Raw genomic sequence first — 25,892 nt, 5'->3', positions numbered from 1 at the left:
ACGGTGGTGTGAGAGGTCGGATAATCAATTAATGGTTATCCTCCTACTCGATTAGGATAGAGATTAATGTTAGAAATAGACTGTATAAGGAACTTTAGTATTTATAAAAGGTAAATATTAAGGAAGGAAGTGTTTATGGTGGAGAGTATAGCAGATAAGTTGAAAATAGTTTTAGTAGGTGATTCTACAGTATGTGATTATGAGGCAGAAACATCTAAAGCACTGGATAGACAAGGTTGGGGAATGCAGCTTAAAAATTTAATACAAAATAGTCAAGTTATAAATTTAGCCTTATCGGGTAGAAGCTCAAGAAGTTTTTTGGTAGAAGAGAATTATAAGAGATTAGAAGAAGAATTATGTGAAAAGGCGTACTTGCTTATTCAATTTGGACATAATGATGAAAAGATAGAAGATCCTAATAGAGGGACATATCCTCATTTAGTATTAGGTCAATTAGATGAAGAGGGTAAAGATGATACAGGTAGGTATTCTTTTGAATGGATGTTATTAAATAAATATATTAAACTTGCATGGGAAAAAGGTGCAACACCTATATTAGTTACGCCTATTGCTAGGAGAATGATAACGGGGCAACCTACAATTGAAGCACATCAAACTTATATAGATGGAATCAAAAGGATTGCTGAAGAACATAATATACAATGTATTGATTTAGCCAATCAGACAAAAAAACTATATGATGAAATGTATGTTGAAGGAGGAAGTAGAATAACAGCTCATATGCATGCATTTAAAGATGAGGAACATAAAGAAATAGATAATACTCATTTAAGTAAATATGGTGCAGAGATTATTGCACATTTAGTAGTTAAAAATCTGTTTATAGAATCTGAGATAAACTAATATGTAGCTTAATATCTAAAAAACATGTAAATAAATTTAACAAAAAGTGTTGACATGAGTCAAAGATATTGGTATACTAAACAAGTCCTCAAGGCGAGGACAATATTCCTCGATAGCTCAGCGGCAGAGCATTCGGCTGTTAACCGAAGGGTCGTAGGTTCGAACCCTACTCGGGGAGTTAAACAACTAAGGTTGTTTGTAAATTGAAAAATTGCCATAGGGGCATAGTTCAGTTGGTAGAACGTCGGTCTCCAAAACCGAATGTCGTGGGTTCAAGTCCTGCTGCCCCTGTATGGTCGCTTAGCTCAGCTGGGAGAGCACCTGCCTTACAAGCAGGGGGTCATAGGTTCGAGCCCTATAGCGACCACTTTGGCGGAATAGCTCAGTTGGCTAGAGCACACGGTTCATACCCGTGGTGTCGGGGGTTCAAATCCCTCTTCCGCTATTATTTAAATCCTCAAAGTGTTGATACGCTTTGGGGATTTTTTTGTATGCATCTAATATTTTTTTAGCTATAGAAAGCAGCAAAATGGGTAATCATACTAGAAGGAGATAAAAGGAGCGTAAAGCATGAAATATAGATTAGTAATGTTGATGACATTTTGCATAATAAGTTTAAGTATTAATAACCTTAATGCTAGTGTGAGCGAAAGGAAGATTTTTGATTGTTATACAGTGACTTGTGATAGATGTCAGGGAACTGGATGGGAAGTATGTCCGGTGTGTAGTGGTGCAGGAATTCAAATATATGATATATTAGGGAATAAGACCTTTCCAGCATTAGACAGCATTAGTATTGTGTGCACAAGGTGTCATGGAAGCGGAAGAATTGTGTGTACATTATGTAATGGAACAGGTATTTTGCAGAAGTCATCAAAGTAGTTTAGTAGGGAAGGCGTATAATGACAAAAGAAAAATATATAGCAATAAAAAAATAAAAATATGATAAAAAGTGTTGACAGGATTTAATAATGTTGGTATACTAAGTGAGTGTTCAGGAGTGAACACAACATTCCTCGATAGCTCAGCGGCAGAGCATCCGGCTGTTAACCGGAGGGTCGTAGGTTCGAACCCTACTCGGGGAGTTTTATTTTGCTTAAAAATGGACGAGCAGTTCGGCAAAATAGTATAGTGTATTTAGGGGCATAGTTCAGTTGGTAGAACGTCGGTCTCCAAAACCGAATGTCGTGGGTTCAAGTCCTGCTGCCCCTGTCAGAGAATTTGGCCCAGTGGTACAGTTGGTTAGCACGCCGCCCTGTCACGGCGGAGGTCGAGGGTTCGAGTCCCTTCTGGGTCGTTTCAGTTTTACTGAATATAATTTGGTCGCTTAGCTCAGCTGGGAGAGCACCTGCCTTACAAGCAGGGGGTCATAGGTTCGAGCCCTATAGCGACCACTGAGTATTAAAATTTAATACATGAATATGGCGGAATAGCTCAGTTGGCTAGAGCACACGGTTCATACCCGTGGTGTCATGGGTTCAAATCCCTTTTCCGCTACTAAGAAAGAAACACTTCAGTTTATAAAGATAGACTGGGGTGTTTTTTGTATATATAAACCTAATAGATTTTATAGACAAAATATGATACCATGAATAAAAAGATATCCATGAATAAAAAGATATTCATGAATAAAAAGATATCCATGAATAAAAGGATATTCATGAATGAAGGTATACTTATAATTATTTTGAGAAAAGTGGTCATAAACATAGAATAATAGTGTAGAAAGTGAGAGCAGAGTGAATAAGACATTATATATATCAGATTTAGATGGTACATTATTAAATAATGAGAAGAAAGTAACACAAATAAGTACTAATATATTAAATGAACTTATAGGACAAGGTGTACAGTTTTCTATAGCTACAGCGAGAACAGCAGCTACAGTAGAAGGTTTACTAAAGAACGTTAATATTAATATTCCAGTAGTATTAATGAATGGCGTTGCCTTGTATGATTTAAAACAACATAAGTATATAGATATAGAGTACTTAGGTGAAGAGGCTGCAAATCAAATTATAACGCGTTTAGAATCTAGGCATAAAAGCGGTTTTATCTATACTATTGATGAAGGTAATTTAAGTGTATATTATGATAAGGCCTTAAATAAGTACGAAAATATTTTTTATGAGGAAAGAAAGAATACGAAAGTATTTAAAAGGGAAAAGGTAATAGATAAAGATAAGATTATTTACTTTGTATTTATGGATGTCAAAGAAAAAATTGAAGAAATTGCTCAATTAATTAAGGATGTCAACAGAATAGAATTTTCTCTTTATAAGGATAATTATATGGAAGATGCATATTTGCTAGAGGTATATAGCAAAAGGGCAGCTAAATCTAATGGTGTTCTAAAGTTAAAAAATAGTTATGCGTATGACAAGGTTGTTTGCTTTGGGGATAATTTGAATGATTTAAGTATGTTTAAAATTGCTGAGTATAGTTGTGCAATGGCAAATGCAGCAGATGAATTAAAGGCTATAGCCACAGAGGTTATAGATTGTAATGAAGAAGATGGTGTGGCAAGGTTTATTAAAAAGCAAATAAATCAGATATAATATATAGTAGATAAAGTGTATAAAATAGTATAAAGGAGAAAAGTAAATGTTAAGAGTTGGTATGGGATATGATGTTCACCAATTAGTAGAAGGAAGAAAGCTTATTATGGGCGGAGTAGAAATTCCTCATGATAAAGGGCTATTAGGGCATTCAGACGCGGATGTAATTGTTCATGCAATTATGGATGCATTAATTGGGGCCATTGCAGAAGGAGATATAGGTAAACATTTTCCAGACACAGATCCTAAATACAAAGGAATTTCTAGCATTAGTTTACTTGAATATGTAGGTAAACTTTTAAAAGAGAAAAATGCAGTTATCCATAATATTGATGCAACTATTATTGCACAAAAACCTAAAATGGCACCACATATTTTAGCAATGCGAGAAAATGTAGCAAAAGCTTTAGAGATTAAGGTTGACCAAGTAAATATTAAAGCTACAACTGAAGAAAAACTTGGTTTTACAGGTACAGAACAAGGTATTTCAAGTCATGCTATTGCTATGGTAGATTTATAAAGGATTAAAAGTAGGCCATATTGGGAATGGTATTAAGTAGTTAAGGAGATGAATAAGATGAGTGAGAAATATTATTGTCCAGATTGCCATCAGGCGGTAGAAGTAGTAGCAGCATGTGGTGCAACAAATTATTTTTGCAATCACTGTAAGAAGCTTATTTCAAGTAAAAAAGTTATTAAAAAAGAAGAAAAATAACTTGTAAAAGAGTCCGCATATTAATACAATTTATATAAAGCTAGCTTAAGGGAGACGCAAAGAAAAGGGGAGTGTATATGAAAAAGGTATTAATAGGTATATTCATTGGATTAAGCTTAATACTTATGTGTGTTATGTTTATATGGAAGATGTATGATGGAACACAGCTTGTAGGACATAAAGTTATGAGAAGAAAGAAATATGTTAAAGTAAAGCCAGATAATTACAATGTATACACTAAGTAGGACAGGAATAAAAATAGGTTAGAACAAGGATATGTTCTAACCTATTTTTATTAGAGTTAATATCTTAAATTCGGATTACAAGTATGGTGTATAGTAGAATAATAGTGTTCTTTACATAAGGGATTTAATTTTGCTTAAAAGATTCTCGTATATTTGAGTGATGACATTAAAGTCTGTAGCTTCTATATAATATTGTTCTAGATTATCATGGAGTGTTTTGGCGTAAGATAATTCATTTGTACCGGCACTAACATTAGTCTTGTAACGTTTTGCAATATCTATAAGTTGGGAGTGATATTTTTCATCAGTTTGTGGTGTAATAAGCTCGGCGTACATGTCTATTAAGTGATCTTTTGATAAGTCAGGCTCATATTCATGAGGTGCAGTGCTGTCAAATATGCAAGTATCAAGTTCCGGAAGTAGTACCATGTCTAAGCTATCAGGATCAAAAGCGCAGTGATAAACTTCTGCATCAAGCCCTTTTTCTTCGGCTAAATTAACAAGTTTTTTAAGGAGAGTAGACTTACCAGAACCAGGACGTCCCTTAATATAATAATGTGTTTTAACTGTTTCTATGATGTTAGGAACAAAGTCTAAAGGTCCCTTTGGTGTAGAGGCGCCAAAGAAACGATGCATAATGGTTGATTCTTTATTCAGGCTGTGAGAGCCGATAATTTCATTAGCAACTTTAGTGGCTAATTGACTGGCTTTTTTTAAGTCCATATTGTCGATATAGATTTTTTCCCATTCATCATGAATATTTAGAGCATCTGCAAAATGTGCATAAGCTTTAGGATAAGTTTCGCTAATTTCTTTTTGTAAATACAGTATTTCTTTTTTATGTTTTTGAAGGAGAGGGATGTTCCAAGCTATACCTAGATTAATGTATTCTTCAATAGCACCAGGTGCTTTAGGTTCTACGACATGGGGAGCTGTGCCATCTACGATGGCAACGCTAAGTTTTCTGATGACAACACCATCTAAGGAATCTGGATCAGAAGAACAGTGAATATAATCGATATCTAAGCCTTCGTTTGCAAAATAAGTGCCTATTTTTTTCATAAGGGAAGATTTACCTGTACCAGGGCCACCTTTTAATATATATATTTTGTTAAGCATATGGATATTGGAATCGAATAGATTTCTAAATCCCTTGGAACTATTTGCACAAACAAAGTAGTGTTTAATATAACCAGACATAAGGCCACTTCCTTAATTAAATTAGTTTTCCATAAATATAATATGTGTGAAATGGAAAAATGTTAAAGTAATTGGAAATAAATACAATATATGTTTGGGGTAGATGGTAGGTAAAAATAGTTAATAAGGAATAAAGATAAATATTGTATACTTTAGAATATTGTATTATACTCATAGGAGTGCTAAAAATAAGAGTAAGGAGATCGTATTTATGCATAGAGATGTAGAATTAGCAAAAGAACCTATTGGTAAGCTTCTTATTAAATATTCAGTACCAGCTATCATCGGGATGGTTGTAAACTCTTTATATAATGTTGTTGACCGTATGTTTATAGGGCAAATACCTGATATTGGTTATTTGGCAATCACAGGAGTAGGAATTACTATGCCAGTATTAACAATTATATTGGGACTTGCTATGCTTGTAGGAATAGGTGCAACTTCACTAATTTCAATTAGATTAGGTGAAGGGAAGAAAGAAGAGGCTGAGAAGGTTTTAGGAAATGCCTTTGTTGTAGCTATTATTATGGCTATTATACTGATGATTGTAGGTCTAATGTGTGCGAGCAGTTTGTTAGGTGCGTTTGGTGGGGATGCACAGACCATACCTTATGGAACGAAATATATTAATATATTTTTATTAGGAACTATTTTTAATGTAAGTAGTTTTGTATTTACAAGTATTATGCGTGCAGATGGTAGCCCTAGAATGTCAGCCATGTGTATGGTAATTGGTTGTGTCATTAATATTATATTAGATGCTGTATGTATTTTTGTATTTAATATGGGTATTCAAGGTGCAGCATTAGCAACAATTATTTCACAATTTATTACGGCTGTTATTGGAATGTACTATTTTACAAAAGGTAAATCAAATCTTAAAATTCATAGAGGAAATTTAAAATTAGAAGCAGCTATTGTAAAATCAATCTTTATTATTGGTGCAGCACCATGTGCAATGCAGTTAGCTATAAGTTTAGTACAGGTTGTAATGAATAAAGTGTTAGATGCAACTGGAGGGCAAATTGCCATTGGTGCAATGACATCAATTAGTGCCATTATTATGTTGGTACTGATGCCTATCTTTGGTATTAATCAAGGGGCACAGCCTATTATAGGATATAACTATGGGGCGAAAAATTATGAGCGTTCTAAGAAAACTAGTTTATTAAGTATGGCATTTGCCACAGTGATATTAGTCATAGGATTTGTGATTATTCAGTTGTTCCCAGAGACTTTTGTTAAGATGTTTGATGGAAGTGGTTCTATGCTAGAAGTAGCTGCTCCAGGGCTTAGACTGTATTCACTGACTATGCCGATTTTAGCAGTATCAATTATGGGCTCTAATTATTTCCAAGCAGTAGGAAAAGCAAAAATAGCAACATTGCTTAGTTTATTAAGACAAGTGGTTATATTAATTCCAGTTATTCTTATTATGTCAAAATTAGGTGGGCTTACAGGCGTATGGCTTGCACAACCAGTAAGTGATATTATTTCTACAATTATAGTAGGTATTATATTAATAAAAGAATTTAGAAGTTATAAGACAATAGATAAAGAAAATATAGTTGAAGAAATGGCTTAAAAACAAGGAGGTATCGTGAAGTTTTTTACGATACCTCCTTGTTTTTTATACTTAATAAAACTTATAGTTGCATTAAATAAGATACACTTACGTATTTATTGAGGGTAAACTAAATGTGCTGGTGTTAGTTTTAGGAGAGTTTCCTCTAAATATTTTTTAGCTTCATAGTTTGCCATTGGTAAGTTAAGGTCTAAGTAATTACCGCAGTCTCTTGCAGTAGCACCTGGAATTTCACCTTTAAAGTTAGCTACAAACTCAAAGAGTTCGATAATAAGAGGTGCAATAGCTTCTGAGCTTCTATCCCCTTTTAAAATAAGATAGAAACCTGTACGGCAACCCATTGGGCCAAAGTAAATGACTTCATCTGCAAAGTCTTTATGGTTACGAAGAAATGTTGCACCGATATGTTCGATGGCATGAATTTCTGCTGTATTCATAACTGGTTCTAAGTTAGGTCTTTTCATACGTAAGTCATAAGTTGTAACTGCGCAGTCGTTTACATAGTCTACGCGTGATGTATAAATGCCTGGAAGTAAATCAATATGATTTACAGTAAAGCTTGCGATTTTTTTCATGATTGTGTCCTCCTAGATAACTTATGAATTTATTATATGACAATTAGGGGGATTCGTACAGAACTATTGAGTTTTCCCTTGATTTAACAGAAGTTGTCTGATAACATTAAAGAAGATAAAAAACTAAGAGAGGTGCACGAAAAATGAGTGAACAGAAGAAGATTATTTTTAGTGGTATGCAGCCATCAGGTACGATTACCTTAGGAAATTATTTAGGTGCCCTTAAAAATTGGACAAACTTACAAGATGAGTACAATAGCCTTTATTGTATTGTAGATATGCATGCAATAACAGTAAGACAGGATCCAGCAAAACTTAGAAAAAATGCTAGAGATTTAATGATGCTTTACCTTGCAGCAGGACTTGATCCAGAGAAAAACATCATTTATATGCAGTCACATGTATCAGCTCATGCAGAACTTGCTTGGATTCTTAATTGCTTTACTTATATGGGTGAACTTAGTCGTATGACACAGTTCAAAGATAAATCACAAAAACATGGAGATAATATTAATGCAGGACTCTTTACATACCCAGTCCTTATGGCAGCTGATATTTTACTCTATCAAACAGACTTAGTACCAGTAGGTGTAGATCAAAGACAACACTTAGAACTTGCACGTGACATTGCTATTCGTTTCAATAATGCTTACGGTGACACATTTAAAGTGCCAGAAGGCTACATTCCTAAAGTAGGTGCGAAGATTATGAGTCTTCAAGAGCCAACTAAGAAGATGTCTAAATCAGATGAAGATGAAAATGCAACAATTAGAATTACAGATACACCAGAAGCAATCCTTCGTAAATTTAAACGTGCTGTAACAGATTCAGATACAGAAGTACGTTTTGATGAAGTGAATAAACCAGGAATTAGTAACTTAATGACAATTTATTCTTCTATTACAGGTCAAACTATGGAACAAATTCAAAATGAGTTTGCAGGTAAAGGGTATGGTGATTTCAAAGTTAAAGTTGGGGAGGCAGTTATTGAAGAACTTCGTCCACTTCAAACAAGATTTAAAGAGCTTTCAGGAGATAAAGCATACATTGATGGGATCATTAAGAAAAATGCAGAGACAGCTAACTATTTAGCAACTAAAACACTTCGTAAAGTTCAAAAGAAAGTTGGTTTTCCACCAATTATTCGCTAAGTATTAGATATAATTAAAAAGAAGGAAATAATGAATATGCCATTAAGGTTAATTCATTATTTCCTTCTTTTTTTATATACTGTGTTGTAAATCTATAAAGCCACGGCCATTTCCGATAACTTGAGATGTTTCTGTAACAGTCATAAAGGCTTTAGGGTCTATTGATAAAACAATTTGTTTAGCGTGTGCGACTTCACGGATACTAACAGTTGTAAATAAAATATACTTTGTATCAGAAGTATAGGCGCCGACAGCAGGAATCATTGTAACACCGCGATTAAGATGAGTTAGTAACTCATGTGATAATGTTTCAAAGTGTTGACTATCTGTGATAATGTAGAGCGTACGCTTACGGTTAAGTCCATCTACTGCAAAGTTAGTGATTGTACTACTGATGAACATTGTAGTGATTGTAAGAACAGCTATATCAATATCAAAGAAATAAATAGATAAAGCTATGATTAATAGGTTGATGACAAAGGTGATCGTTGCCATATTAATAGAAAAATACTTATTAATAATTTTGGCGATAATATCAGTGCCACCAGTAGAACCATCATATTTAAAAATAAGTCCAGTTCCAATACCATGTAAAGCTCCTCCAATTAATACAATAGAAAGGATATTACCAACTGGAATTACAAATTCATGCGTTACTTCTAACCAAAAAGAAAGCATAAGCATACCGAATAAACTGTAAGCTAAGTATGTTTTCTTTAAAAATAAAAATCCTAAAATAAAAATAGGAATATTGAGTAAGATAACCAAAAGGCTGACTTTAAAATTAAATAGGAAGTGTAATAAGATAGAAATACCACTTACACCACCAGTTAGTAATTTGTTAGGAATATTAATACCATTTGTAGCTAGGGCAATTAACAAAGTTCCTAAAATAATACTAATAATACGTGCTATATTAAGCTTATGTGTTTTCATTATGTACTCCTTAGTGTGTTAAACTAGTTTAATATAGTTTTACTATAAAGGATAGATCAGTAGGGTGCAACATAAAAATAAAAGGAAATATGTAGAAATATAAATATAAGAATAGATAAAGAATAGAGTGGCTAAGATAATTAAGTTATTATAATAAAATAAAGTATATTTTAAGAGAAATATAAAGTTATGATATAATAAAATATAGAGAAGATATCAAGTGCTTTGGAAGGAGAAGAAGATGAAATTTGTAGCAGATACGCATACACATACAATTTCAAGTGGACATGCTTATAGTACCCTTGATGAATTAGTAAAAGAAGCAAGTAAAAAGGGGCTGGAGGTCATAGCTATTACAGATCATACACCAGCTATGCCAGGTGGGGCGCATGCATTTCACTTTGCTAACTTAAGAATTATCCCAAAAGAAATGTATGGTGTGCGCATTTTAAGAGGTGCAGAAACGAATATTATGGACTATGAGGGTCATATTGATTTAGAAGAGGATACTTTGAAAGGATTAGATATGGCTATTGCAAGTTTACATCCACCTTGCATACCTTTTGGGAATAAGGAAGAAGTGACAATCTGCCTAGAAAAGGTGATGGAAAATCCATACATTAATATCATTGGGCATCCAGGTGATGCAAGGTATCCGATGGACATGGAAAGAGTGGTGAAGAAAGCAAAAGAAACGAAAACATTGTTAGAAGTGAATATTGCTTCATTAAAACCAACGAGTTATCGTCCAGGCGTACGTGAAAATTTAATCGAGATGCTTCAATGGTGCAAAACTTATGAGGTACCTATTATAGTAGGCACGGATGCTCACTTCTTCTTAGATGTAGGTATGTTTGATGAAGGTATCACATTACTAGAAGAAGTTGATTTTCCAGAGCAATTAGTTCTCAATACAAATGCAGAAGCACTCCTTGCATATATTTCCCAAAAGAGATTGAAATAATTATTTTAATACTGTAAAATGGTGAAGTGATATAGAGAAACAAATTATAGACTCTATAATATAGGCGAGGAGATGAAGTGATAGTTATGAACTCCAAGATAAAAGATGATGCAACGGACAAATTGTTTGAAGCTATTTTAACTCTTAGAACAATAGATGAATGCTATGCATTTTTTGAAGACGTGTGCACTGTTCATGAGATAAAATCTCTTGCGCAACGTTTAGAAGTAGCTAAAATGTTACAAGATAAAAAGACTTATACAGAAATTCAAGAAGTAACACATGCTTCTACAGCAACAATTAGTAGGGTAAATAGAAGTTTGAGTTATGGCTCTGATGGGTATAAAATCATACTAGAGAGAATATCACCTGAAAAAAGATAGGTGAAGAGCAGGAGAATGTGGCATTAGCCACTTTCTTTCTTTGTGGAGTAATAAAATGTATAGTTAATGTAAGGTATAGGTTATACTTTAAATAATTGTATATGGAATAGGCCTTTTAAAATTAAAGGAGAATAAAAATGGATTTTACAAGTGGATTAAATGATAGACAAAAAGAAGCAGTTTTAACAACTGAAGGACCGCTTCTTGTATTAGCAGGAGCAGGTTCAGGTAAAACACGTGTACTTACACATCGTATTGCACATTTAGTAAGAAATAAAGGTGTAAAACCTTGGAATATATTAGCCATCACCTTTACTAATAAAGCGGCTAAAGAGATGAAAGAAAGAATTGGTAACCTTATTGGTGAAGAAGAAGTAAACGAAATGTGGGTAAGTACATTCCATGCTATGAGTGTGCGTATTTTAAGAAGGTATGCTGAGAGCATTGGATATGGTAGATTCTTTACAATCTATGACACAGCAGACCAAAAAGCCCTTATCAAGGATGTACTCAAGATACTAGATATTAGTGAAAAGAATTTCCAAGTAGGTGCAGTTTTAGGTGCTATTAGCAGTAAGAAAAATAAATTAGAAACACCAGATTTAGCAACTAAAAATGCAGGTGAAGATTATAGAGAAAAAATTATTGCTAAGATTTATACAGAGTATCAACGTAAATTAAAAGAAAATAATGCGATGGACTTTGATGACTTACTAGTTAATACTTACTTATTATTTAAAGAAAATATCGAAGCATTAACTTATTATCAAAATAAATTCCATTATATCTTAGTTGATGAGTATCAAGATACAAATGGTGCGCAGTATCAATTAGTAGAAATGCTTGCTAAAGCACATAACAACCTTTGTGTAGTAGGGGATGATGACCAATCTATCTATGGATGGCGTGGTGCAGATATTACAAATATTTTAGGTTTTGAAAAAGATTTTAAAGATGCTAAGGTTATTAAACTTGAGCAAAATTACCGTTCTACAAAGAATATCCTTGATGCAGCTAATGGTGTTGTGGAACATAATAGAGGCAGAAAGGTGAAAAAGCTTTGGACAGAAAGTCCAGCTGGAGAACTTATTTCTGTTGTGCCAACCAATAATGAGTATAGGGAAGCAGAAACTATTGCAGGAAACATTGTGCGTAGCGTAGAGGGTGGCGAGCGAAACTTTAGAGACTTTGCTATTTTATATCGTACGAATGCACAGTCACGTGTACTTGAAGAAAAATTAATCTCAGCTTCTATTCCTTACCGTTTATTAGGTGGGGTACGATTCTACGAGCGTAAAGAAATTAAAGATTTAATTGGTTATCTTAAAGTAATCTGTAATCCAAAAGATGATATTGCACTCAAACGTATTATCAATGTGCCAAAACGTGGAATTGGTGCGGCAAGTATTGGGACAATTGGTGAATATGCAGAGCGTAATAATATGGATTTCTTTGAAGCAGCTAAGCTTTCAAAGGAAATGGGTATTTTAGGTGCAGGACCAGCACAAAAAGTAGTAGGTTTTACAAATCTTATTGAAGAACTAAAGGCTATTGCAGAGGAAAATGACATTAAGGCATTAATTGATGCAGTTATTGATAAAACTGAATTTAGAAATCACATTCGTATGACAGAAGGCGAAACAGCTACAGAACGACTTGAAAATATTGACGAGTTAGTTTCTAAAACTGTTCACTACATGGAACAAAGTGAAGATCCAAATCTAGGAGATTTCTTAGAAGAAGTAGCACTTGTAGCAGATGTAGATAATTATGATGAAGATAGTAACTCAGTGGTCCTTATGACACTTCATAGTGCCAAAGGTCTTGAATTCCCGGTAGTATTTATGCCAGGTGTAGAAGAAGGCTTATTCCCAAGCTATATGAGCATTACAGAGGGTGATGATAAGCTAGAAGAAGAAAGACGCTTATGCTATGTAGGTATTACAAGAGCAAGAGAGAAACTTTTTATTCTTTATGCAGAACAGCGAACAATGTTTGGACGTACTCAGTACAGTGTACCTTCTAGGTTTATCAAAGAATTACCAATAGAGGTAACAAATTTATCAAATTTAAATACTAAGCCAAAGACACCTTTTGATAATGAAAAATCAAGTTTCAATAGACCGGGAACCCCACAAAGCTTATTACAAAAGCGTGAAATGGAAAAACGTACTTTTACAAGTAGTGCGCCAAGTAGTTTCTTTGAAAAGAAAAGTTTTGTAGGTAAACAAATCGAAAAACCAACTATACCAACTATGCGTACAAATACATTTTCACCATTTGGTGCTGTAAAAAAAGCAGAAAACTTACCAAATGCAGTAGCTGATTTTAAAGCCGGCGATGTGGTACGTCATATTAAGTTTGGCCAAGGAACAATCAAAGCGGTAGAAAACAAAAATGATGATATTTTTGTAACAATTGCCTTTGATAATGGTGATGTAAAACAACTTAGTACAAGGTTTGCAAAGCTTAAAAAGTTATAATCATTGTACCTTTAAGTTAGATGGTCTATAATATAAGCTAGATGGTATGACATCAAGGAGGACAGATGAAAGAGAGACTTAGATTTATAGTTGCAACGATGTCGTCTTATATGGAAATTCTCATTAGCGTATTGTTACTAGTAGGTATAGCTGTAGCGGGTATAGATTTACTGAAAAATTTATCAGAAATGATTAGTGTAGCATTTTCTGAGACACCAGCAAGTATTTCTATTGAACAATTTTTATCTTCAGGACTTCAACTAATCATTGGTGTAGAATTTGTAAAAATGATTGCGAAACATACAATGGGTAGTACAATTGAAGTACTTGTTTATGCAATAGCAAGAAAGTTAGTAATCAGTCATGGTGGTACAGCAGATTTATTAATGGGAGTTATAGCAATTGCTATTTTATTCTTTATTAAGAAGTATTTAAGAATTAATAAGATAGAAACTGTAACAGCTGATACACTAAAAAAGGAAGACTTAAAATAATTAACAAATGGGCTCCTAAAAGAGAAGAAGACTTTTGGGAGCCTATTTTTAAAGTTAAATAAAATACATATTTAGAAAAGGCCAAAATGGTTAATCCTAAAAATGAGATATTTAGTAATTAATTATAGTAATATAAAAACAGGATGAAATGAGGTAAAGTGATGAGCATAGATAAAATTTCTAGAATGAAAGAGTTAGTTGCATTATTACAGAAAGCAGCTTATGCCTATGAACAAGAAGATACAGAGATTATGAGTAACTATGAGTATGATGCCTTATATGACGAACTTCTTAGATTAGAAGAAGAGACAGGAACAATATTAGCAGGAAGTGTGACACAAAAAGTAGGTTATGAAGTAGCAAGTAATCTTCCAAAGGTAACACATCCAAAACGTATGCTCTCATTAGATAAAACAAAAGAAGTAAGTAAGTTAAAATCATTTTTAGATGGACAAGAGGGATTACTTTCTTGGAAATTAGATGGACTTACGATTGTAGCAACCTATGAAGGTGGACAGATTGTGAGCGCTGTAACGAGAGGAAATGGGCAAGTTGGTGAAGAAATCACAAATAACTATAGAACATTTAAAAATGTACCATTAACCATTGATTATAAAGAAAGATTAGTGGTACGTGGTGAGGCGATTATTACCTATGAAGACTTCAATAAAATTAATGAGCGTTTAGGTGATAGGGAAGATAAATATAAAAATCCAAGAAACTTATGTAGTGGAAGTGTAAGACAACTTAATCCAGAGATTACCGCTAAACGAAATGTGAGATTGTATGCATTCTCAGTAGCAGTAGGCGGCCCAGACTTTGAAACAAAGTCAGAGCAATTAGAATGGCTTCATAATATAGGATTCCAAGTTGTAGAATACAAAAAGGTAACTCAGGCAAATATAGAAGAATCAGTTCAGTACTTTGCTGAGGCGATTGATCAACAAGAATTTGCATCAGATGGATTAGTGCTTACTTATAATAGTAGACCTTATTCAGCATCACTTGGCGAAACAGCTAAATTCCCTAAAGACTCTATTGCATTTAAATGGCAAGATGAAGTTATGGAAACACGTATTTTAGATATTGAATGGAATACATCCAGGACAGGACTTATTAATCCAGTAGCTATTTTTGAACCAGTGGAAATTGAAGGTACAACAGTAGAACGTGCTAGTGTACACAACTTAAGCATATTAGAAGAACTTAAACTTGGAGTTGGAGATACTGTAAAGGTTTATAAAGCCAACATGATCATTCCACAGATAGCTGAAAACTTAACACAAAGTAACACTATTGAAATTCCAACTAAGTGTCCAGTATGCGGTGCGCATACAGAAATTAAACAAGAGAAAACAGCTAAGACATTAGTATGTACTAATGCCAACTGTAAGGCACAAAGATTACGTGCATTAGCTCACTTTACTACACGTGATGCCATGAACATTGAGGGGCTTTCAGAAGCTACAATTGAAAAATTCTTAGAAAAGGGTTACTTAAAAGATTTTACATCTTTATATAAACTATCAGTGTACGAAGAAGAAATTGTGCAAATGGAAGGATTAGGTCAAAAATCATATCAAAAGCTTATGACTTCTATTAATAAATCACGAGAAGTTGCTGTAGCTAACTTTATTTATGCATTAGGTATTAATGGTGTAGGTCTAGGTACTGCTAAACTTATTTGTAAGCATTTTAATAATGATTTAGAAAAAATGATGAATGCAACAAGTGAAGAATTAACAGCCATAGATGGCGTAGGTCCAGTAATTGCACAAGCTTTCAATGAATACTTTAGTATAGAAGAAAATAAACAAATGGTTGAAAAACTAGTTAAAGAACTTCACTTTAAACAAGAAGATTTAAGTACACCAATAGAATCACCTATTGCAGGTAAGACATTTGTGGTAACAGGAGATGTACATCATTTTAAAAATAGAAAAGAGCTTCAAGCTAAAATCGAATCAATGGGCGGAAAAGTAACTGGTTCTGTAAGTAAAAGTACAAATTACCTGATTAATAATGATAGTGAATCAAGCTCAAGTAAAAATAAAAAAGCAAAGGAATTAAATATTCCTATTTTAACAGAAGAAGAATTCTTGACATTAATAGAAGCGTAAAAAATGTATTTTGTAGTCGAATGTCAAGTTAATTAATTAAATAAAGTAATTGTAAGAAAATTATTGATAATATATAATAAAGATAAGTCTGATATTAGTGATAAGTTATAATCAACTTTGAACTATATGTAAATTAGGAGGTTAAATAGAATATGGATATTGTGCAAAATGCAAAAAAAGCCAAAGAAGCATCCATTGCACTTGCAGCAACAAGTGGGGAAATAAGAGATAATGCATTAAAGGCGATTAGCAAAGCACTTGTTGAAAGAGCTGATGAAATCAAGAAGGCAAATGCAATAGATATGGCAAATAGTGAAAAGGAAAATGTTGCTATGCCATTATTAAAGCGTTTAAGATTTGAAGACGATAAAATTAAAGATGTAGTATCTGGCATATCAAGTTTACTTTCATTAGAAGATCCTATTGGAAAGGTTCAACTTCAAACAGAATTAGACAAGGATTTAATTTTGACAAGGGTAGCCTGTCCAATAGGTGTAATAGGCGTAATTTTTGAATCTAGACCAGATGCACTTGTTCAAATTTCTACTTTATGTTTAAAGAGTGGAAATGCTGTTTTATTAAAAGGTGGTCGAGAAGCAAAAGAAACTAATAAAATTTTATTTGAAATTATTAGAGATGTAAGTATAGAAGCAGGCTTACCAGAAGGTTGGATTGCACTTATGGAAAGTAGAGAAGATGTGGATGCAATTCTTAAATTAGATAAGTATATTGACTTACTGATTCCACGTGGTTCAAACGCTTTCGTAAGTTACATTATGAAAAATTCAAATATCCCAGTCATGGGGCATGCTGATGGAATTTGTCATACGTATGTAGATAAAGCCGCAGATTTAGACTTAGCTGTCAAAGTTGTTGTAGACTCAAAAACACAATATGTAGCTGTTTGTAATGCATTAGAAACATTATTAGTTCATGAAGATGTAGCAAAAGACTATTTGCCTCAGTTAAAGGCTGCATTGGAAGCAAAGAATGTGTTAATCAAAGGTTGTGAAAAAACAAAGGCTATTATTGATGTAGAACCAGCTACTGAGGAAGACTGGCAAACAGAATACTTAGATTATATTCTTTCTATTAAAGTAGTAAGCAATATAGATGAAGCAATTGTTCACATTAATACATTTGGTTCAGGCCATACAGATTGTATTATTACAAAAGATGAGGAAGCAACTGAGAAGTTTATGGCATTAGTTGATTCAGGAAACGTATTCCTGAATGTATCTACACGTTTTAGTGATGGCTTCAAATATGGATTTGGTGCAGAAGTTGGTATTAGTACATCAAAGCTTCATGCAAGAGGTCCAGTAGGACTTGAAGGACTACTTATATATAAATATAAACTTCGTGGTAATGGACAGATTGTAGCTGACTATGCAGAAGGAAGAAGTCACTTTACTCATAAACGTTTAATCTAGTATTTAAGCAACATAAAGAGGGGACAACTTTGGGAAAAGCTAGATATAAGCATATAGGGGGTATACATGGCTTGTAATGAGTGTGGGAGTAGAATGGTTAGTGATACGGATTATATATGTTTAAGAAATAATGAAAGAATGTTTTTTAAGCAAGCATGGAAAGCCATTATACTAGCTATTTTAATCAACGGAATCTTAATAATAAGCTCTTATAATTATGTGCAGTATCTTGCATATAAGGAAAGTATACAAATAATAAAATTAGAAAACTATAAGAGCGAACAACTTAACTTAGAACAAAAAAATCTACAATTACAAAACATGAATAGTTTTGGATATAAAAAATAAATAATATCTGCATAAAAAGGATTCGAGTAAAACTCGAATCCTTCAGGCTGTAGACAATTAACTTTTCCATAGTATTTTACTAGTCTAGAAATAGAAAACAGAGGTAAAAATGGACCTAAACTGCTCTTTTTACCCCTATTTTAATAGATTTTCTTGAATAATCCTCACTTAATTTGTGAGTTTATTTTGGGAAAATTCATTTGTCAACAATCTGAGGATTCGAGTAAAACTCGAATCCTTTTTATTATTTATAGTTTAAATTTTAAGCGTTATTCTTTTCATAACGCATATATAAGAAGAATGCAATAATGGCAAATAATAAAGGACCTCCACCAGATAAAATAGTGTTCAGGTAATTGCCAGAAATAAGCGCAGGTTCAATGATAGAGAAGATATTAGCAAGTCCTACAGCTAAGGTAACAACAATAGTTGCAAAAAGTGCAAATCCATTGCTCTTATATACAATGAAAGGCCTGCGAATAGAACGATTCTTCTTGAAAATAGGAAAGGCTACGGCCAAGAACATGTAAGGAATTGTCATGGCTACATTAGTCATTGTTACAAGCATATTGAAGAACTCAGAAGCATTATCTCCACCGAAAGAAACGAGTAATATAATGACTGAAACAATAATACATTGTAAGTACATAGCATAAACAGGCATGTTATTTTTTAAGGTAGTCCATTTTTTTGGCCAAAGTCCACTTGGTGTGCCTTCAATCAGCTGTTTAAGTGGTGAATAAATAAGTGTAAAGTATGCACCTGTCAATGCTAAGAACATAGCTAGTCCAGAAAGTCTAGCTAAAGCAGAACCAACACCAAGTGCAACATTAGTGCTTGCATTAAATGCACGTGCTAATTCAAAACCTAAATTTTGCATAACAATGTAGGTAACATTAGCTGTATTTACATTATCAGCAGAAAGAACACTATTCCAATTAACAAAGGTACCAATAACGAATATACCCAAAGAATATCCAATAGAGATAATAATAGCTGCTATGCTTACACCTTTAGGAAAAGTAACTTCAGGCTTATTTGTTTGATCGACAAGCCCACCAATAGCTTCTATACCACCATAAGCAAAAATTGCATAAGTAAAGAAAGAAAGTACAGAAAGCGAAGATTGATATTTAGGGTTTGGAGAGCGAAGCAAGGTATTTGATAAAGAAACAATTGGTTCGGCAAATTGTCCTCTATTTAATGCCAGAGTAATAAAGCCACCTAAAATTAAAACGATATTAAGTAGTGAGACAGCAGAGCCTCCTACGGAAGTAACCTTGGCAATCCAACTAATACCTTTGGAAGATACAACAGTTACTAAGATAACCCATAGTACACCTAAGATACCAATCACTTGAGTACTATTTAAGAAACCAAAAGAGAGTTCACTTGTACGGTCACGTCCAAATATAGCATTAGATAAAGGAATCCATATACTAGAAGAAACGCTAACTTGCCAAATAAGGTAAGATGCGTACCACATAAAGGTACCGATAAAGGCATATTTAGCCCCTACAGAACGTTCCATCCAAGAGTAGATACCACCTTTTTCTTCTTTAAAAGCAGCACCATACTCAGCCATCATAAAGGCATAGGGAATGAAGAAGGTGATGGCACCTAATATATACCATGGAATTGCTGCATAGCCCATTAAGAAAAATGCTCTAGGCATATTGGCAAATCCGTATACAGATGTAAAAATCATGAGTACAAGTGATGAAAGAGTAAGTTTTTTCGTCGTTTGATCTGTCATAATAAACCTCCTAAAATGAATCTTTAATTAGAATGTGCATTATGAGGAAAAAAATTCTTTTTTAAGATAAAAATATTATTGACAAAAGAAGAGAAAGAGGGTATTATAAATATATGCAACGGATAATAATTATTATTTAGAAAAAATTATTTCCAAGGTGTACTAGATAATAGATAATAAAGTTAATAAAAATAAATGGAGGGTATGATTATGAAAAAATATGTATGTACAATTTGTGGTTACGTTTATGAAGGAGAAAAAGCTCCAGAAGTTTGTCCAATTTGCCAAGCTGGTGCAGATAAATTCATGGAACAAACAGGTGAAAGAGTATACGCTGATGAACATAGAATTGGTGTAGCTGCCGGCGTAGATGAAAGAGTATTAGAAGGCCTTCGTCAAAATTTCGTTGGTGAATGTACAGAAGTAGGTATGTACCTTGCTATGAGCCGTCAAGCAGATAGAGAAGGATATCCAGAAGTAGCAGAAGCATACAAAAGAATTGCTTTCGAAGAAGCAGAACATGCTGCTAAATTCGCTGAATTATTAGGTGAAGTAGTAGTAGCTGATACAGCTAAAAACCTTGAAATGCGTGTAGAAGCAGAACACGGTGCAACACAAGGTAAAAAAGATATTGCAACACTTGCAAAACAATTAGGATACGATGCTATCCATGATACAGTACACGAAATGTGTAAAGATGAAGCTAGACACGGTAAAGCTTTCGAAGGTTTATTAAACAGATACTTCGGTAAATAATTTGACGTCTTAAACAGTTGATAGTCAAGGCAAACATTACACTGTGTAGTCATATTATTAAAATATATCAAAATAGATAAAGCATAGAAAAATAATAAAAAAGTGGGTGAAAATGTGGGCAATCATGTTTTTGCCCACTTTTTTTCGCCCACACCCACAAGTTAAAGCTTAAAATTAAGAGCATCAAGGGCTGAATCGTCCATTGCTCTAGTTAGATGCGTATATAGTTTAAGTGTAAATGAGGCATTTGAATGCCCCAATCTTTCACTTATATATTTTGGATTTTGTCCTTTCTCTAATAATATAGTTGCATGAGTATGTCTTAAATTGTGTATTTTAAAATCTATACCAAAATCTTCTTTGCATATTCGAGTTATAACCTTAGGGCTATTAGTATTTGACATTTCACCATCAGGTTTAACATTTATAAAATCATTAACACAAATAACGCAATTATTGTTCTCATTTTTTTCTAGTGTATTATAGACCTTATTTGATTTGTACATATCGCCTAGCAAGGATCTAAATTCATCTTGTTTTTGTTTCACTTCTAAAAGATATTCCTTAAACTCATTATCAAACTTTATTTTACGATAGCTATTAGCTGTTTTAAGTGTTGTGAATGACCATTTACCTTGTTGGAATTGTAGCTGCTTAGTTATATTAGCAGTACTGTCTTTAAAATCAATATCGGACCATCTAAGAGCGTATATCTCCCCAGCTCTTAGTCCTAGTTTTAATGCAATCATAAATGCAGTAGCATTATTAGTATCTTTTATCCTATCCCATATTAATTTCACTTCATCCATTGTATATATTTGTTAATGGTAAAATAAAACGGAGAGATTTCGGTAAACAAAAACGGAGAATATTATACAACTTTTTACAACTTACTGTTCTCTTCTGATAAAATAATTATGAAAATATCAGAGGAGATGATAGAAATGAAAGGATGGACTATGTTTGCTGAAATACAACACTATAAATCATTAGGGCTTAACAAGTCACAATGCACATCTAAACTAAAGATTAATTATAAAACTGTTTGTAAGTACTGGAATATGTCTCCTAAAGAATACCAATCAGCATATGAAGCTGCAAAGACTAGAAAGAAAAAAGTAGATGCTTATAAACAAGATATTATTGAATGGCTTAAGGAATTTCAGGATTTATCAGCCGCTCAAATCTATGATTGGCTACTTGAAAAATATGGACAAGTTGATTTTAAAGAACGTACACTACGTAAATATATTGAGGAGTTAAGAAAGATTTATAAGATTCCAAAACATCCACCACTCAGACAGTATCAAGAAGTACCTGAATTACCACCAGGCTTTCAGGCACAAGCAGACTTTGGGCAAATCCAAGTCAAAAGAATAGATGGTAAACTGGTTAAGGTGTATTGCTTTGCACTTGTACTCCCTTATTCAAGATATAAGTTTGCCTATTGGCAAGATAGACCTTTTACTACACAAGATCTTGTTGTAGCTCATCAAAAAGCTTTTGAGTTTTATGGTGGTATGCCAAAAGAAATCGTTTATGATTAAGATCGTATTATTATTGTTTCTGAAAATGCAGGTGATATTATCTGTACTGAAGGATTTCAAAACTACCTTAATCATGCAAAATTTAAGATGAGACTTTGTAGAGCTTATGACCCTGAAAGTAAAGGGAAAGTTGAAGCTGTTGTAAAGTTTTTAAAATATAACTTCGCAAAGCATAGAACATTTACTGACATTGAAGACTTTAATGAAGCCTGTGTTTTATGGTTAGACCGCACAGGCAATGGGAAAATTCATGACACAATGAAAAAGGCACCTAAAGAAGTGTTTCTCCTAGAAAAAGACCACTTACTTCAAATGCCTCAGCCATTAATAAATACTATTAATACATCTAGTTTAATCTATTCTGTTCGAAAAAACAATACCATTTCATACAAACAAAATCGTTATCAACTCCCTAAAGGTACATACTCACCAGGGAAAGAAGTTCTTCTTTCTCTAAAGGATGATAGGTTAGACATTATAGATAAAGATTCTGAGACACTTATAGTAAGCCATAAACTATGCAAAGATAAAGGAAAACTCATCCGTATTTCACATGTTGAAAGAGTTCAAGGTAGTTCAATAGATGAACTTTATAAGCAAGCTCTTTCTGGCTTAGGCGAAAGTGAACAGGCAATGACTTTTCTTAAAATTATTAAAGAAGAAAAACCACGTTATTATAGAGACCAACTTTTCTTAATTAATAGTGCTTGTAAGAAATCTAGTATAGATATAAGAAGAGAAGCCCTCAACTATTGTTTTACACATAAGCTTATGAGTGCCACACTTTTTAAAGAAACTGTAGAATACCTTATAAGTACACCAAAGAAACCTAAAGATAAACCCTATGTAATGCCCAATCTAAATACTAAGCCTATTACTGAATACGTTAGGCCTGAGATAAGAAATATAGATGAATACTTACAATGTTTTCAAAAGGATGATAAAAAATGGATACATTAAATGAGATAACAGACTATGCAAATCTGCTCAAACTACATTACCTTAAAGAAAATCTCTTGAAATTAATAGATAATGCAAAAGCAAATGACCAGACATACCAAGACTTCTTAATCACAATACTTAAACATGAAATCACCCTAAGAGATACTAAACTTCAAGAACGACGCCTTAAAAACGCCTGTTTCCCAGTCATTAAAACTTTAGAAGAGTTTGATCTTAACTTTCAAAAGTCTATGAGTAAAAGAGAGTTTAATGAACTCAGTGAACTCACATGGATTGATAGGATTTATAATCTTATACTTCTTGGACCACCTGGCGTAGGCAAAACACATTTAGCCATAGCTTTGGGTTATAAAGCTGTTAAAGAAGGCTATAGGGTTACTTTTACAACAATGGATGCTTTAATGCATACTTTAAAAACAGCTGAAATATCTAAAAAAAGTAAAGGTATGTTAAATCGTATCTTATCCTCAAGCTTAGTGATTATTGATGAGTTAGGCTATTTACCTATCACAAGAGAGGAAGCTAATCTATTTTTTGGACTTATCTCAACACTACATGAACAAGCATCACTTATTATTACATCCAATAAAGGGATGGAGAACTGGACAGAACTGTTAGGTGATCCTGCATTAACAACTGCTGTATTAGATCGGCTTACATATCACTGCCAAGTCATCACAATGAATGGAAAGAGTTACCGACTAGAGCATCGACAATCATTATTCGACCAGAATGCTTAGGCATTCTGGTATGCTGCTATGCAACATACTTATAAAAATTTTACGTAAGAATTAGGTAAAATTATTTACCGAAATTTCGCCAAAAGTACTTGCCGGTAACAATTAAATAAGGTTGGTGGAATTAATGTACTGATTGAGAAAAAAATTATTTCCTCATCTGTTCTATGGACGAATGGTACATATACAAAAGAGAATGTAAGAAGTCTTTTGATTAAATATAGTGTTAAGTAGTAAATGTAGAGGGTGACATTTTTAGTATTATATTAATACCAGATATGAAGTACAGTTAAATTTAGATAAAATAAAAGACTGTTGCAGTAATGATGACTAATCTTACTTACAACAGTCTTGGCTATTATTAATGTTTTGACTTTTTAGTTGACTGAATGTGAGTGCTTTTCAGAACTAATTGACCCAATCCATAATAGATAAAGTATACTAAGTATTAAGCTACAAAAAAGGTATATAATATTATACCAAAATGTAGTTGAATTTGCTTTTAATAACATTAGATATAAAGTAACTATATTAAAAATCATACGTATATAAATAATAATTTTTAGTAGAATTATACCTTTTGAGTCTATGTGTTCGATTTTAATATGGGAAATGGAAAGAGGTGTATTTTGAATATAGTTAGCAGCAATCACTATATAAACTATAAAATTAAAGAGCAATTTTATTATACAGAATATAGCAGTTGGTATAAATGCGATAATAAGAGGAGAATTTACTTGTTGACCTAGTTCATAAGTGGAAACTAAAAAACCTTGCCAAAAGATATATACTTCGAGAAAGCTTAATAAAAATCCTAATGTCCAAAGTAGCTTACGAATATACATAAAAAACCTCATTTTAATTGTATAAGTTAGTATCTATATTGATTGTACATATATACATCAAAGGGTACAATCGCACCTATAGATTCTGCATAATCACCATAATTATTTAAAGCAACACCTGCTGCTGTTGTTGGGCTTGTAACCTCTTCCCATGCTTTATGATCAAAGTCATATATATCATCTACTCTCATGTATATTTGCCATCTTCCATTAACCTTTTCAGCTGCAATTAAATAATCGGCATAATTAATTCCCATGTATAAGTCAAGGTCATCATCTAGTTTAAAAGAACCATAGGTTGAATGATATTGCTTAGATGATGGTAATGAATCTAAGGCATCTTTAAAATCCCTAATTACATCATTATATGTACTAGAGTTATGTAGTTCTAAAGAACGGGCGCAACCAGCTTCATAGCTAACAGATGAAGGATAATCTTGAAGAGAATTACTTAGTAATTCAGCTGAAAGAGTACATCCAGCAGCATATCCACATGCAACGATAGCAGCAAAAGATGCACGAACAGCTTCTTTACCAATACCTCTAGCGTTTAAATTTAAATTTATATATTCTTGATCAATAAAATTACTAATATCTTCATCAGTTAACTCACTGAAATTACCAATGTTATTTTCAGTCATATAGGCGTTTAAATCTACTAAAAGTTCTATTTCGTTAGGGTCCATAGGTGTTACATTTTCAAGTTCTTCTTTTAGTTCTAATGTAATTTGTTTATCTATCTCTTCTTCTTCAATAGAAAATTCAGAAGTATCTTGCGCATAGATAGGGAGTACATTAAATGATAATAAGCAAACAGATAGAGCTAAAATAGAAAGTTTTTTAATAACTTTCATTTGTATTTCTCCTTTTTGATTATAAAAATTATATGTATTTAAATACAAGATAATTATAACACTAATATATAAAAAATAAAATAATTTCAAAAAATTATTAATATTTTGCAAAAAAATAAATATAATAAGTTAAAGATTTATCAGAAATATGTATATAATAAATAATAAGAATTAAAAGATATTTAGAGATTGAGTAAGTAAAAAAGTAGAATAAAGAAGGGGAATTATCGTAAATGTTATTGCTTATTTACTATTCAAATAGGACGATAATTATGAGTAAAGCATAAAAGTCTGTACATATGCAATGATTATAATTAAACTTTCATACTAGGTAATTGCGAAACTACTGTTTAAAAATGAATAGCACTCCTTTTAAACAT

At 32.8% G+C, this 25,892-nt stretch carries 25 protein-coding genes and 9 tRNA genes; 28 read left to right on the top strand and 6 right to left on the bottom strand.

Annotation, left to right across the window (positions count from 1 at the left end; genetic code table 11):
* Window positions 1–135 precede the first annotated feature (135 nt).
* From AC1VAQ_RS17680 to AC1VAQ_RS17610, 15 genes are all read left to right on the top strand, one after another.
* Window positions 136–864, top strand: coding sequence for an SGNH/GDSL hydrolase family protein (locus AC1VAQ_RS17680; protein WP_302599160.1), 729 nt, complete (start codon window positions 136–138; stop codon window positions 862–864).
* A 106-nt stretch (window positions 865–970) separates the two neighbouring features.
* Window positions 971–1,042: transfer RNA gene (locus tag AC1VAQ_RS17675), tRNA-Asn, on the top strand.
* A gap of 40 nt (window positions 1,043–1,082) precedes the next feature.
* Window positions 1,083–1,155: transfer RNA gene (locus AC1VAQ_RS17670), tRNA-Trp, on the top strand.
* A gap of 3 nt (window positions 1,156–1,158) precedes the next feature.
* A tRNA-Val gene (locus tag AC1VAQ_RS17665) sits at window positions 1,159–1,231 on the top strand.
* A 4-nt stretch (window positions 1,232–1,235) separates the two neighbouring features.
* A tRNA-Met gene (locus AC1VAQ_RS17660) sits at window positions 1,236–1,309 on the top strand.
* Window positions 1,310–1,434: 125 nt separating this feature from the next.
* The gene (locus AC1VAQ_RS17655; protein WP_479904286.1) at window positions 1,435–1,746 is read left to right on the top strand and encodes a hypothetical protein; all 312 of its coding nucleotides are present in this window, start codon (window positions 1,435–1,437) and stop codon (window positions 1,744–1,746) included.
* 131 nt (window positions 1,747–1,877) lie between these two features.
* Window positions 1,878–1,949, top strand: a tRNA-Asn gene (locus tag AC1VAQ_RS17650).
* A 54-nt stretch (window positions 1,950–2,003) separates the two neighbouring features.
* Window positions 2,004–2,076 (top strand) — tRNA-Trp (locus AC1VAQ_RS17645).
* Between the two features lie 11 nt (window positions 2,077–2,087).
* Window positions 2,088–2,161 (top strand) — tRNA-Asp (locus tag AC1VAQ_RS17640).
* Between the two features lie 24 nt (window positions 2,162–2,185).
* Window positions 2,186–2,258 (top strand) — tRNA-Val (locus AC1VAQ_RS17635).
* A 29-nt stretch (window positions 2,259–2,287) separates the two neighbouring features.
* Window positions 2,288–2,361 (top strand) — tRNA-Met (locus AC1VAQ_RS17630).
* Between the two features lie 242 nt (window positions 2,362–2,603).
* Entirely contained in the window at window positions 2,604–3,422 is an 819-nt protein-coding gene (locus tag AC1VAQ_RS17625; protein WP_479904285.1) for an HAD family hydrolase, read from the top strand.
* Window positions 3,423–3,468: 46 nt separating this feature from the next.
* Window positions 3,469–3,942, top strand: coding sequence for a 2-C-methyl-D-erythritol 2,4-cyclodiphosphate synthase (gene ispF, locus AC1VAQ_RS17620; RefSeq protein ID WP_302599156.1), 474 nt, complete (start codon window positions 3,469–3,471; stop codon window positions 3,940–3,942).
* Window positions 3,943–3,999: 57 nt separating this feature from the next.
* Window positions 4,000–4,137 carry a YfgJ family double zinc ribbon protein gene (locus tag AC1VAQ_RS17615; RefSeq protein WP_302599155.1) on the top strand — a complete coding sequence of 46 codons (138 nt, stop codon included), beginning with the start codon at window positions 4,000–4,002 and terminating at the stop codon, window positions 4,135–4,137.
* Window positions 4,138–4,214: 77 nt separating this feature from the next.
* A complete protein-coding gene (locus AC1VAQ_RS17610) occupies window positions 4,215–4,382 on the top strand; it encodes a hypothetical protein (RefSeq protein WP_302599154.1) in 168 nt (55 codons plus the stop codon).
* A 111-nt stretch (window positions 4,383–4,493) separates the two neighbouring features.
* Here AC1VAQ_RS17610 and AC1VAQ_RS17605 read toward each other — a convergent pair whose 3' ends face one another.
* Complete coding sequence (locus AC1VAQ_RS17605) at window positions 4,494–5,582, bottom strand: PRK06851 family protein (protein WP_302599152.1); 1,089 nt, start codon at window positions 5,580–5,582, stop codon at window positions 4,494–4,496.
* 211 nt (window positions 5,583–5,793) lie between these two features.
* Here AC1VAQ_RS17605 and AC1VAQ_RS17600 point away from each other — a divergent pair, with 211 nt between their 5' ends.
* Window positions 5,794–7,167, top strand: a complete 1,374-nt coding sequence (locus AC1VAQ_RS17600) for an MATE family efflux transporter (RefSeq protein WP_302599151.1) — start codon at window positions 5,794–5,796, stop codon at window positions 7,165–7,167.
* Window positions 7,168–7,262: 95 nt separating this feature from the next.
* Here the strand turns inward: AC1VAQ_RS17600 and AC1VAQ_RS17595 are convergent, their stop codons facing one another.
* The gene (locus AC1VAQ_RS17595; protein ID WP_302599150.1) at window positions 7,263–7,742 is read right to left on the bottom strand and encodes an S-ribosylhomocysteine lyase; all 480 of its coding nucleotides are present in this window, start codon (window positions 7,740–7,742) and stop codon (window positions 7,263–7,265) included.
* A gap of 143 nt (window positions 7,743–7,885) precedes the next feature.
* Here AC1VAQ_RS17595 and trpS point away from each other — a divergent pair, with 143 nt between their 5' ends.
* The gene (trpS, locus tag AC1VAQ_RS17590; protein WP_303244169.1) at window positions 7,886–8,893 is read left to right on the top strand and encodes a tryptophan--tRNA ligase; all 1,008 of its coding nucleotides are present in this window, start codon (window positions 7,886–7,888) and stop codon (window positions 8,891–8,893) included.
* 72 nt (window positions 8,894–8,965) lie between these two features.
* On the opposite strand, the gene AC1VAQ_RS17585 is transcribed toward trpS, so the two are convergent.
* Complete coding sequence (locus AC1VAQ_RS17585; protein WP_302599146.1) at window positions 8,966–9,829, bottom strand: YitT family protein; 864 nt, start codon at window positions 9,827–9,829, stop codon at window positions 8,966–8,968.
* Between the two features lie 241 nt (window positions 9,830–10,070).
* On the opposite strand from AC1VAQ_RS17585, the gene AC1VAQ_RS17580 reads away from it, so the two are divergent.
* The 7 genes from AC1VAQ_RS17580 (at window position 10,071) to AC1VAQ_RS17550 (ending at window position 18,054) form a co-directional block, all read left to right on the top strand.
* A complete protein-coding gene (locus AC1VAQ_RS17580; protein ID WP_302599144.1) occupies window positions 10,071–10,793 on the top strand; it encodes a phosphatase in 723 nt (240 codons plus the stop codon).
* Window positions 10,794–10,879: 86 nt separating this feature from the next.
* The gene (locus AC1VAQ_RS17575) at window positions 10,880–11,176 is read left to right on the top strand and encodes a YerC/YecD family TrpR-related protein (protein ID WP_302599143.1); all 297 of its coding nucleotides are present in this window, start codon (window positions 10,880–10,882) and stop codon (window positions 11,174–11,176) included.
* Window positions 11,177–11,313: 137 nt separating this feature from the next.
* Window positions 11,314–13,659, top strand: coding sequence for a DNA helicase PcrA (gene pcrA, locus AC1VAQ_RS17570; protein ID WP_302599142.1), 2,346 nt, complete (start codon window positions 11,314–11,316; stop codon window positions 13,657–13,659).
* Window positions 13,660–13,724: 65 nt separating this feature from the next.
* Window positions 13,725–14,153 (top strand): transporter, encoded by a 429-nt coding sequence (locus AC1VAQ_RS17565; protein ID WP_302599141.1) that lies wholly within the window; start codon window positions 13,725–13,727, stop codon window positions 14,151–14,153.
* A gap of 161 nt (window positions 14,154–14,314) precedes the next feature.
* Window positions 14,315–16,273 carry an NAD-dependent DNA ligase LigA gene (gene ligA / locus AC1VAQ_RS17560; RefSeq protein WP_302599140.1) on the top strand — a complete coding sequence of 653 codons (1,959 nt, stop codon included), beginning with the start codon at window positions 14,315–14,317 and terminating at the stop codon, window positions 16,271–16,273.
* 152 nt (window positions 16,274–16,425) lie between these two features.
* Window positions 16,426–17,706 carry a glutamate-5-semialdehyde dehydrogenase gene (locus tag AC1VAQ_RS17555; protein WP_302599139.1) on the top strand — a complete coding sequence of 427 codons (1,281 nt, stop codon included), beginning with the start codon at window positions 16,426–16,428 and terminating at the stop codon, window positions 17,704–17,706.
* Between the two features lie 66 nt (window positions 17,707–17,772).
* The gene (locus AC1VAQ_RS17550) at window positions 17,773–18,054 is read left to right on the top strand and encodes a hypothetical protein (protein ID WP_302599138.1); all 282 of its coding nucleotides are present in this window, start codon (window positions 17,773–17,775) and stop codon (window positions 18,052–18,054) included.
* Window positions 18,055–18,316: 262 nt separating this feature from the next.
* Here the strand turns inward: AC1VAQ_RS17550 and yjeM are convergent, their stop codons facing one another.
* Complete coding sequence (gene yjeM, locus AC1VAQ_RS17545; RefSeq protein ID WP_302599137.1) at window positions 18,317–19,810, bottom strand: glutamate/gamma-aminobutyrate family transporter YjeM; 1,494 nt, start codon at window positions 19,808–19,810, stop codon at window positions 18,317–18,319.
* Between the two features lie 210 nt (window positions 19,811–20,020).
* Here yjeM and AC1VAQ_RS17540 point away from each other — a divergent pair, with 210 nt between their 5' ends.
* Entirely contained in the window at window positions 20,021–20,566 is a 546-nt protein-coding gene (locus tag AC1VAQ_RS17540; protein ID WP_302599136.1) for a ferritin family protein, read from the top strand.
* A gap of 161 nt (window positions 20,567–20,727) precedes the next feature.
* On the opposite strand, the gene AC1VAQ_RS17535 is transcribed toward AC1VAQ_RS17540, so the two are convergent.
* Entirely contained in the window at window positions 20,728–21,375 is a 648-nt protein-coding gene (locus AC1VAQ_RS17535) for a site-specific integrase (protein ID WP_302599134.1), read from the bottom strand.
* Between the two features lie 135 nt (window positions 21,376–21,510).
* Here AC1VAQ_RS17535 and AC1VAQ_RS17530 point away from each other — a divergent pair, with 135 nt between their 5' ends.
* The 3 genes from AC1VAQ_RS17530 to istB all read left to right on the top strand — a co-directional run bounded on the left by AC1VAQ_RS17530 (window position 21,511) and on the right by istB (window position 23,816).
* Window positions 21,511–22,113, top strand: coding sequence for a transposase (locus AC1VAQ_RS17530; protein ID WP_479904284.1), 603 nt, complete (start codon window positions 21,511–21,513; stop codon window positions 22,111–22,113).
* Between the two features lie 87 nt (window positions 22,114–22,200).
* On the top strand, window positions 22,201–23,073 hold the full coding sequence (locus tag AC1VAQ_RS17525; protein WP_479904283.1) for a transposase: 873 nt from the start codon (window positions 22,201–22,203) through the stop codon (window positions 23,071–23,073).
* Complete coding sequence (gene istB / locus AC1VAQ_RS17520; protein ID WP_479904282.1) at window positions 23,061–23,816, top strand: IS21-like element helper ATPase IstB; 756 nt, start codon at window positions 23,061–23,063, stop codon at window positions 23,814–23,816. The genes AC1VAQ_RS17525 and istB overlap by 13 nt, the downstream gene beginning before the upstream one ends.
* 868 nt (window positions 23,817–24,684) lie before the next feature.
* Here istB and AC1VAQ_RS17515 read toward each other — a convergent pair.
* The gene (locus AC1VAQ_RS17515) at window positions 24,685–25,512 is read right to left on the bottom strand and encodes a hypothetical protein (protein WP_479904281.1); all 828 of its coding nucleotides are present in this window, start codon (window positions 25,510–25,512) and stop codon (window positions 24,685–24,687) included.
* Window positions 25,513–25,892: the final 380 nt, after the last annotated feature.

The organism is Cellulosilyticum sp., assembly GCF_982396655.1.
This window is presented reverse-complemented; position numbering and strand designations above follow the sequence as displayed.

What these genes read in the sequence shown, in the direction of transcription:
- AC1VAQ_RS17680 (WP_302599160.1), top strand. Translation starts at nt 136, where the DNA reads ATGGTGGAGAGTATAGCAGATAAGTTGAAAATAGTTTTAGTAGGTGAT.
- AC1VAQ_RS17655 (WP_479904286.1), top strand. Translation starts at nt 1,435, where the DNA reads ATGAAATATAGATTAGTAATGTTGATGACATTTTGCATAATAAGTTTA.
- ispF (WP_302599156.1), top strand. Translation starts at nt 3,469, where the DNA reads ATGTTAAGAGTTGGTATGGGATATGATGTTCACCAATTAGTAGAAGGA.
- AC1VAQ_RS17615 (WP_302599155.1), top strand. Translation starts at nt 4,000, where the DNA reads ATGAGTGAGAAATATTATTGTCCAGATTGCCATCAGGCGGTAGAAGTA.
- AC1VAQ_RS17610 (WP_302599154.1), top strand. Translation starts at nt 4,215, where the DNA reads ATGAAAAAGGTATTAATAGGTATATTCATTGGATTAAGCTTAATACTT.
- AC1VAQ_RS17605 (WP_302599152.1), bottom strand. Translation starts at nt 5,582, where the DNA reads ATGTCTGGTTATATTAAACACTACTTTGTTTGTGCAAATAGTTCCAAG.
- AC1VAQ_RS17600 (WP_302599151.1), top strand. Translation starts at nt 5,794, where the DNA reads ATGCATAGAGATGTAGAATTAGCAAAAGAACCTATTGGTAAGCTTCTT.
- AC1VAQ_RS17595 (WP_302599150.1), bottom strand. Translation starts at nt 7,742, where the DNA reads ATGAAAAAAATCGCAAGCTTTACTGTAAATCATATTGATTTACTTCCA.
- trpS (WP_303244169.1), top strand. Translation starts at nt 7,886, where the DNA reads ATGAGTGAACAGAAGAAGATTATTTTTAGTGGTATGCAGCCATCAGGT.
- AC1VAQ_RS17585 (WP_302599146.1), bottom strand. Translation starts at nt 9,829, where the DNA reads ATGAAAACACATAAGCTTAATATAGCACGTATTATTAGTATTATTTTA.
- AC1VAQ_RS17580 (WP_302599144.1), top strand. Translation starts at nt 10,071, where the DNA reads ATGAAATTTGTAGCAGATACGCATACACATACAATTTCAAGTGGACAT.
- AC1VAQ_RS17575 (WP_302599143.1), top strand. Translation starts at nt 10,880, where the DNA reads ATGAACTCCAAGATAAAAGATGATGCAACGGACAAATTGTTTGAAGCT.
- pcrA (WP_302599142.1), top strand. Translation starts at nt 11,314, where the DNA reads ATGGATTTTACAAGTGGATTAAATGATAGACAAAAAGAAGCAGTTTTA.
- AC1VAQ_RS17565 (WP_302599141.1), top strand. Translation starts at nt 13,725, where the DNA reads ATGAAAGAGAGACTTAGATTTATAGTTGCAACGATGTCGTCTTATATG.
- ligA (WP_302599140.1), top strand. Translation starts at nt 14,315, where the DNA reads ATGAGCATAGATAAAATTTCTAGAATGAAAGAGTTAGTTGCATTATTA.
- AC1VAQ_RS17555 (WP_302599139.1), top strand. Translation starts at nt 16,426, where the DNA reads ATGGATATTGTGCAAAATGCAAAAAAAGCCAAAGAAGCATCCATTGCA.
- AC1VAQ_RS17550 (WP_302599138.1), top strand. Translation starts at nt 17,773, where the DNA reads ATGGCTTGTAATGAGTGTGGGAGTAGAATGGTTAGTGATACGGATTAT.
- yjeM (WP_302599137.1), bottom strand. Translation starts at nt 19,810, where the DNA reads ATGACAGATCAAACGACGAAAAAACTTACTCTTTCATCACTTGTACTC.
- AC1VAQ_RS17540 (WP_302599136.1), top strand. Translation starts at nt 20,021, where the DNA reads ATGAAAAAATATGTATGTACAATTTGTGGTTACGTTTATGAAGGAGAA.
- AC1VAQ_RS17535 (WP_302599134.1), bottom strand. Translation starts at nt 21,375, where the DNA reads ATGGATGAAGTGAAATTAATATGGGATAGGATAAAAGATACTAATAAT.
- AC1VAQ_RS17530 (WP_479904284.1), top strand. Translation starts at nt 21,511, where the DNA reads ATGAAAGGATGGACTATGTTTGCTGAAATACAACACTATAAATCATTA.
- AC1VAQ_RS17525 (WP_479904283.1), top strand. Translation starts at nt 22,201, where the DNA reads ATGAGACTTTGTAGAGCTTATGACCCTGAAAGTAAAGGGAAAGTTGAA.
- istB (WP_479904282.1), top strand. Translation starts at nt 23,061, where the DNA reads ATGGATACATTAAATGAGATAACAGACTATGCAAATCTGCTCAAACTA.
- AC1VAQ_RS17515 (WP_479904281.1), bottom strand. Translation starts at nt 25,512, where the DNA reads ATGAAAGTTATTAAAAAACTTTCTATTTTAGCTCTATCTGTTTGCTTA.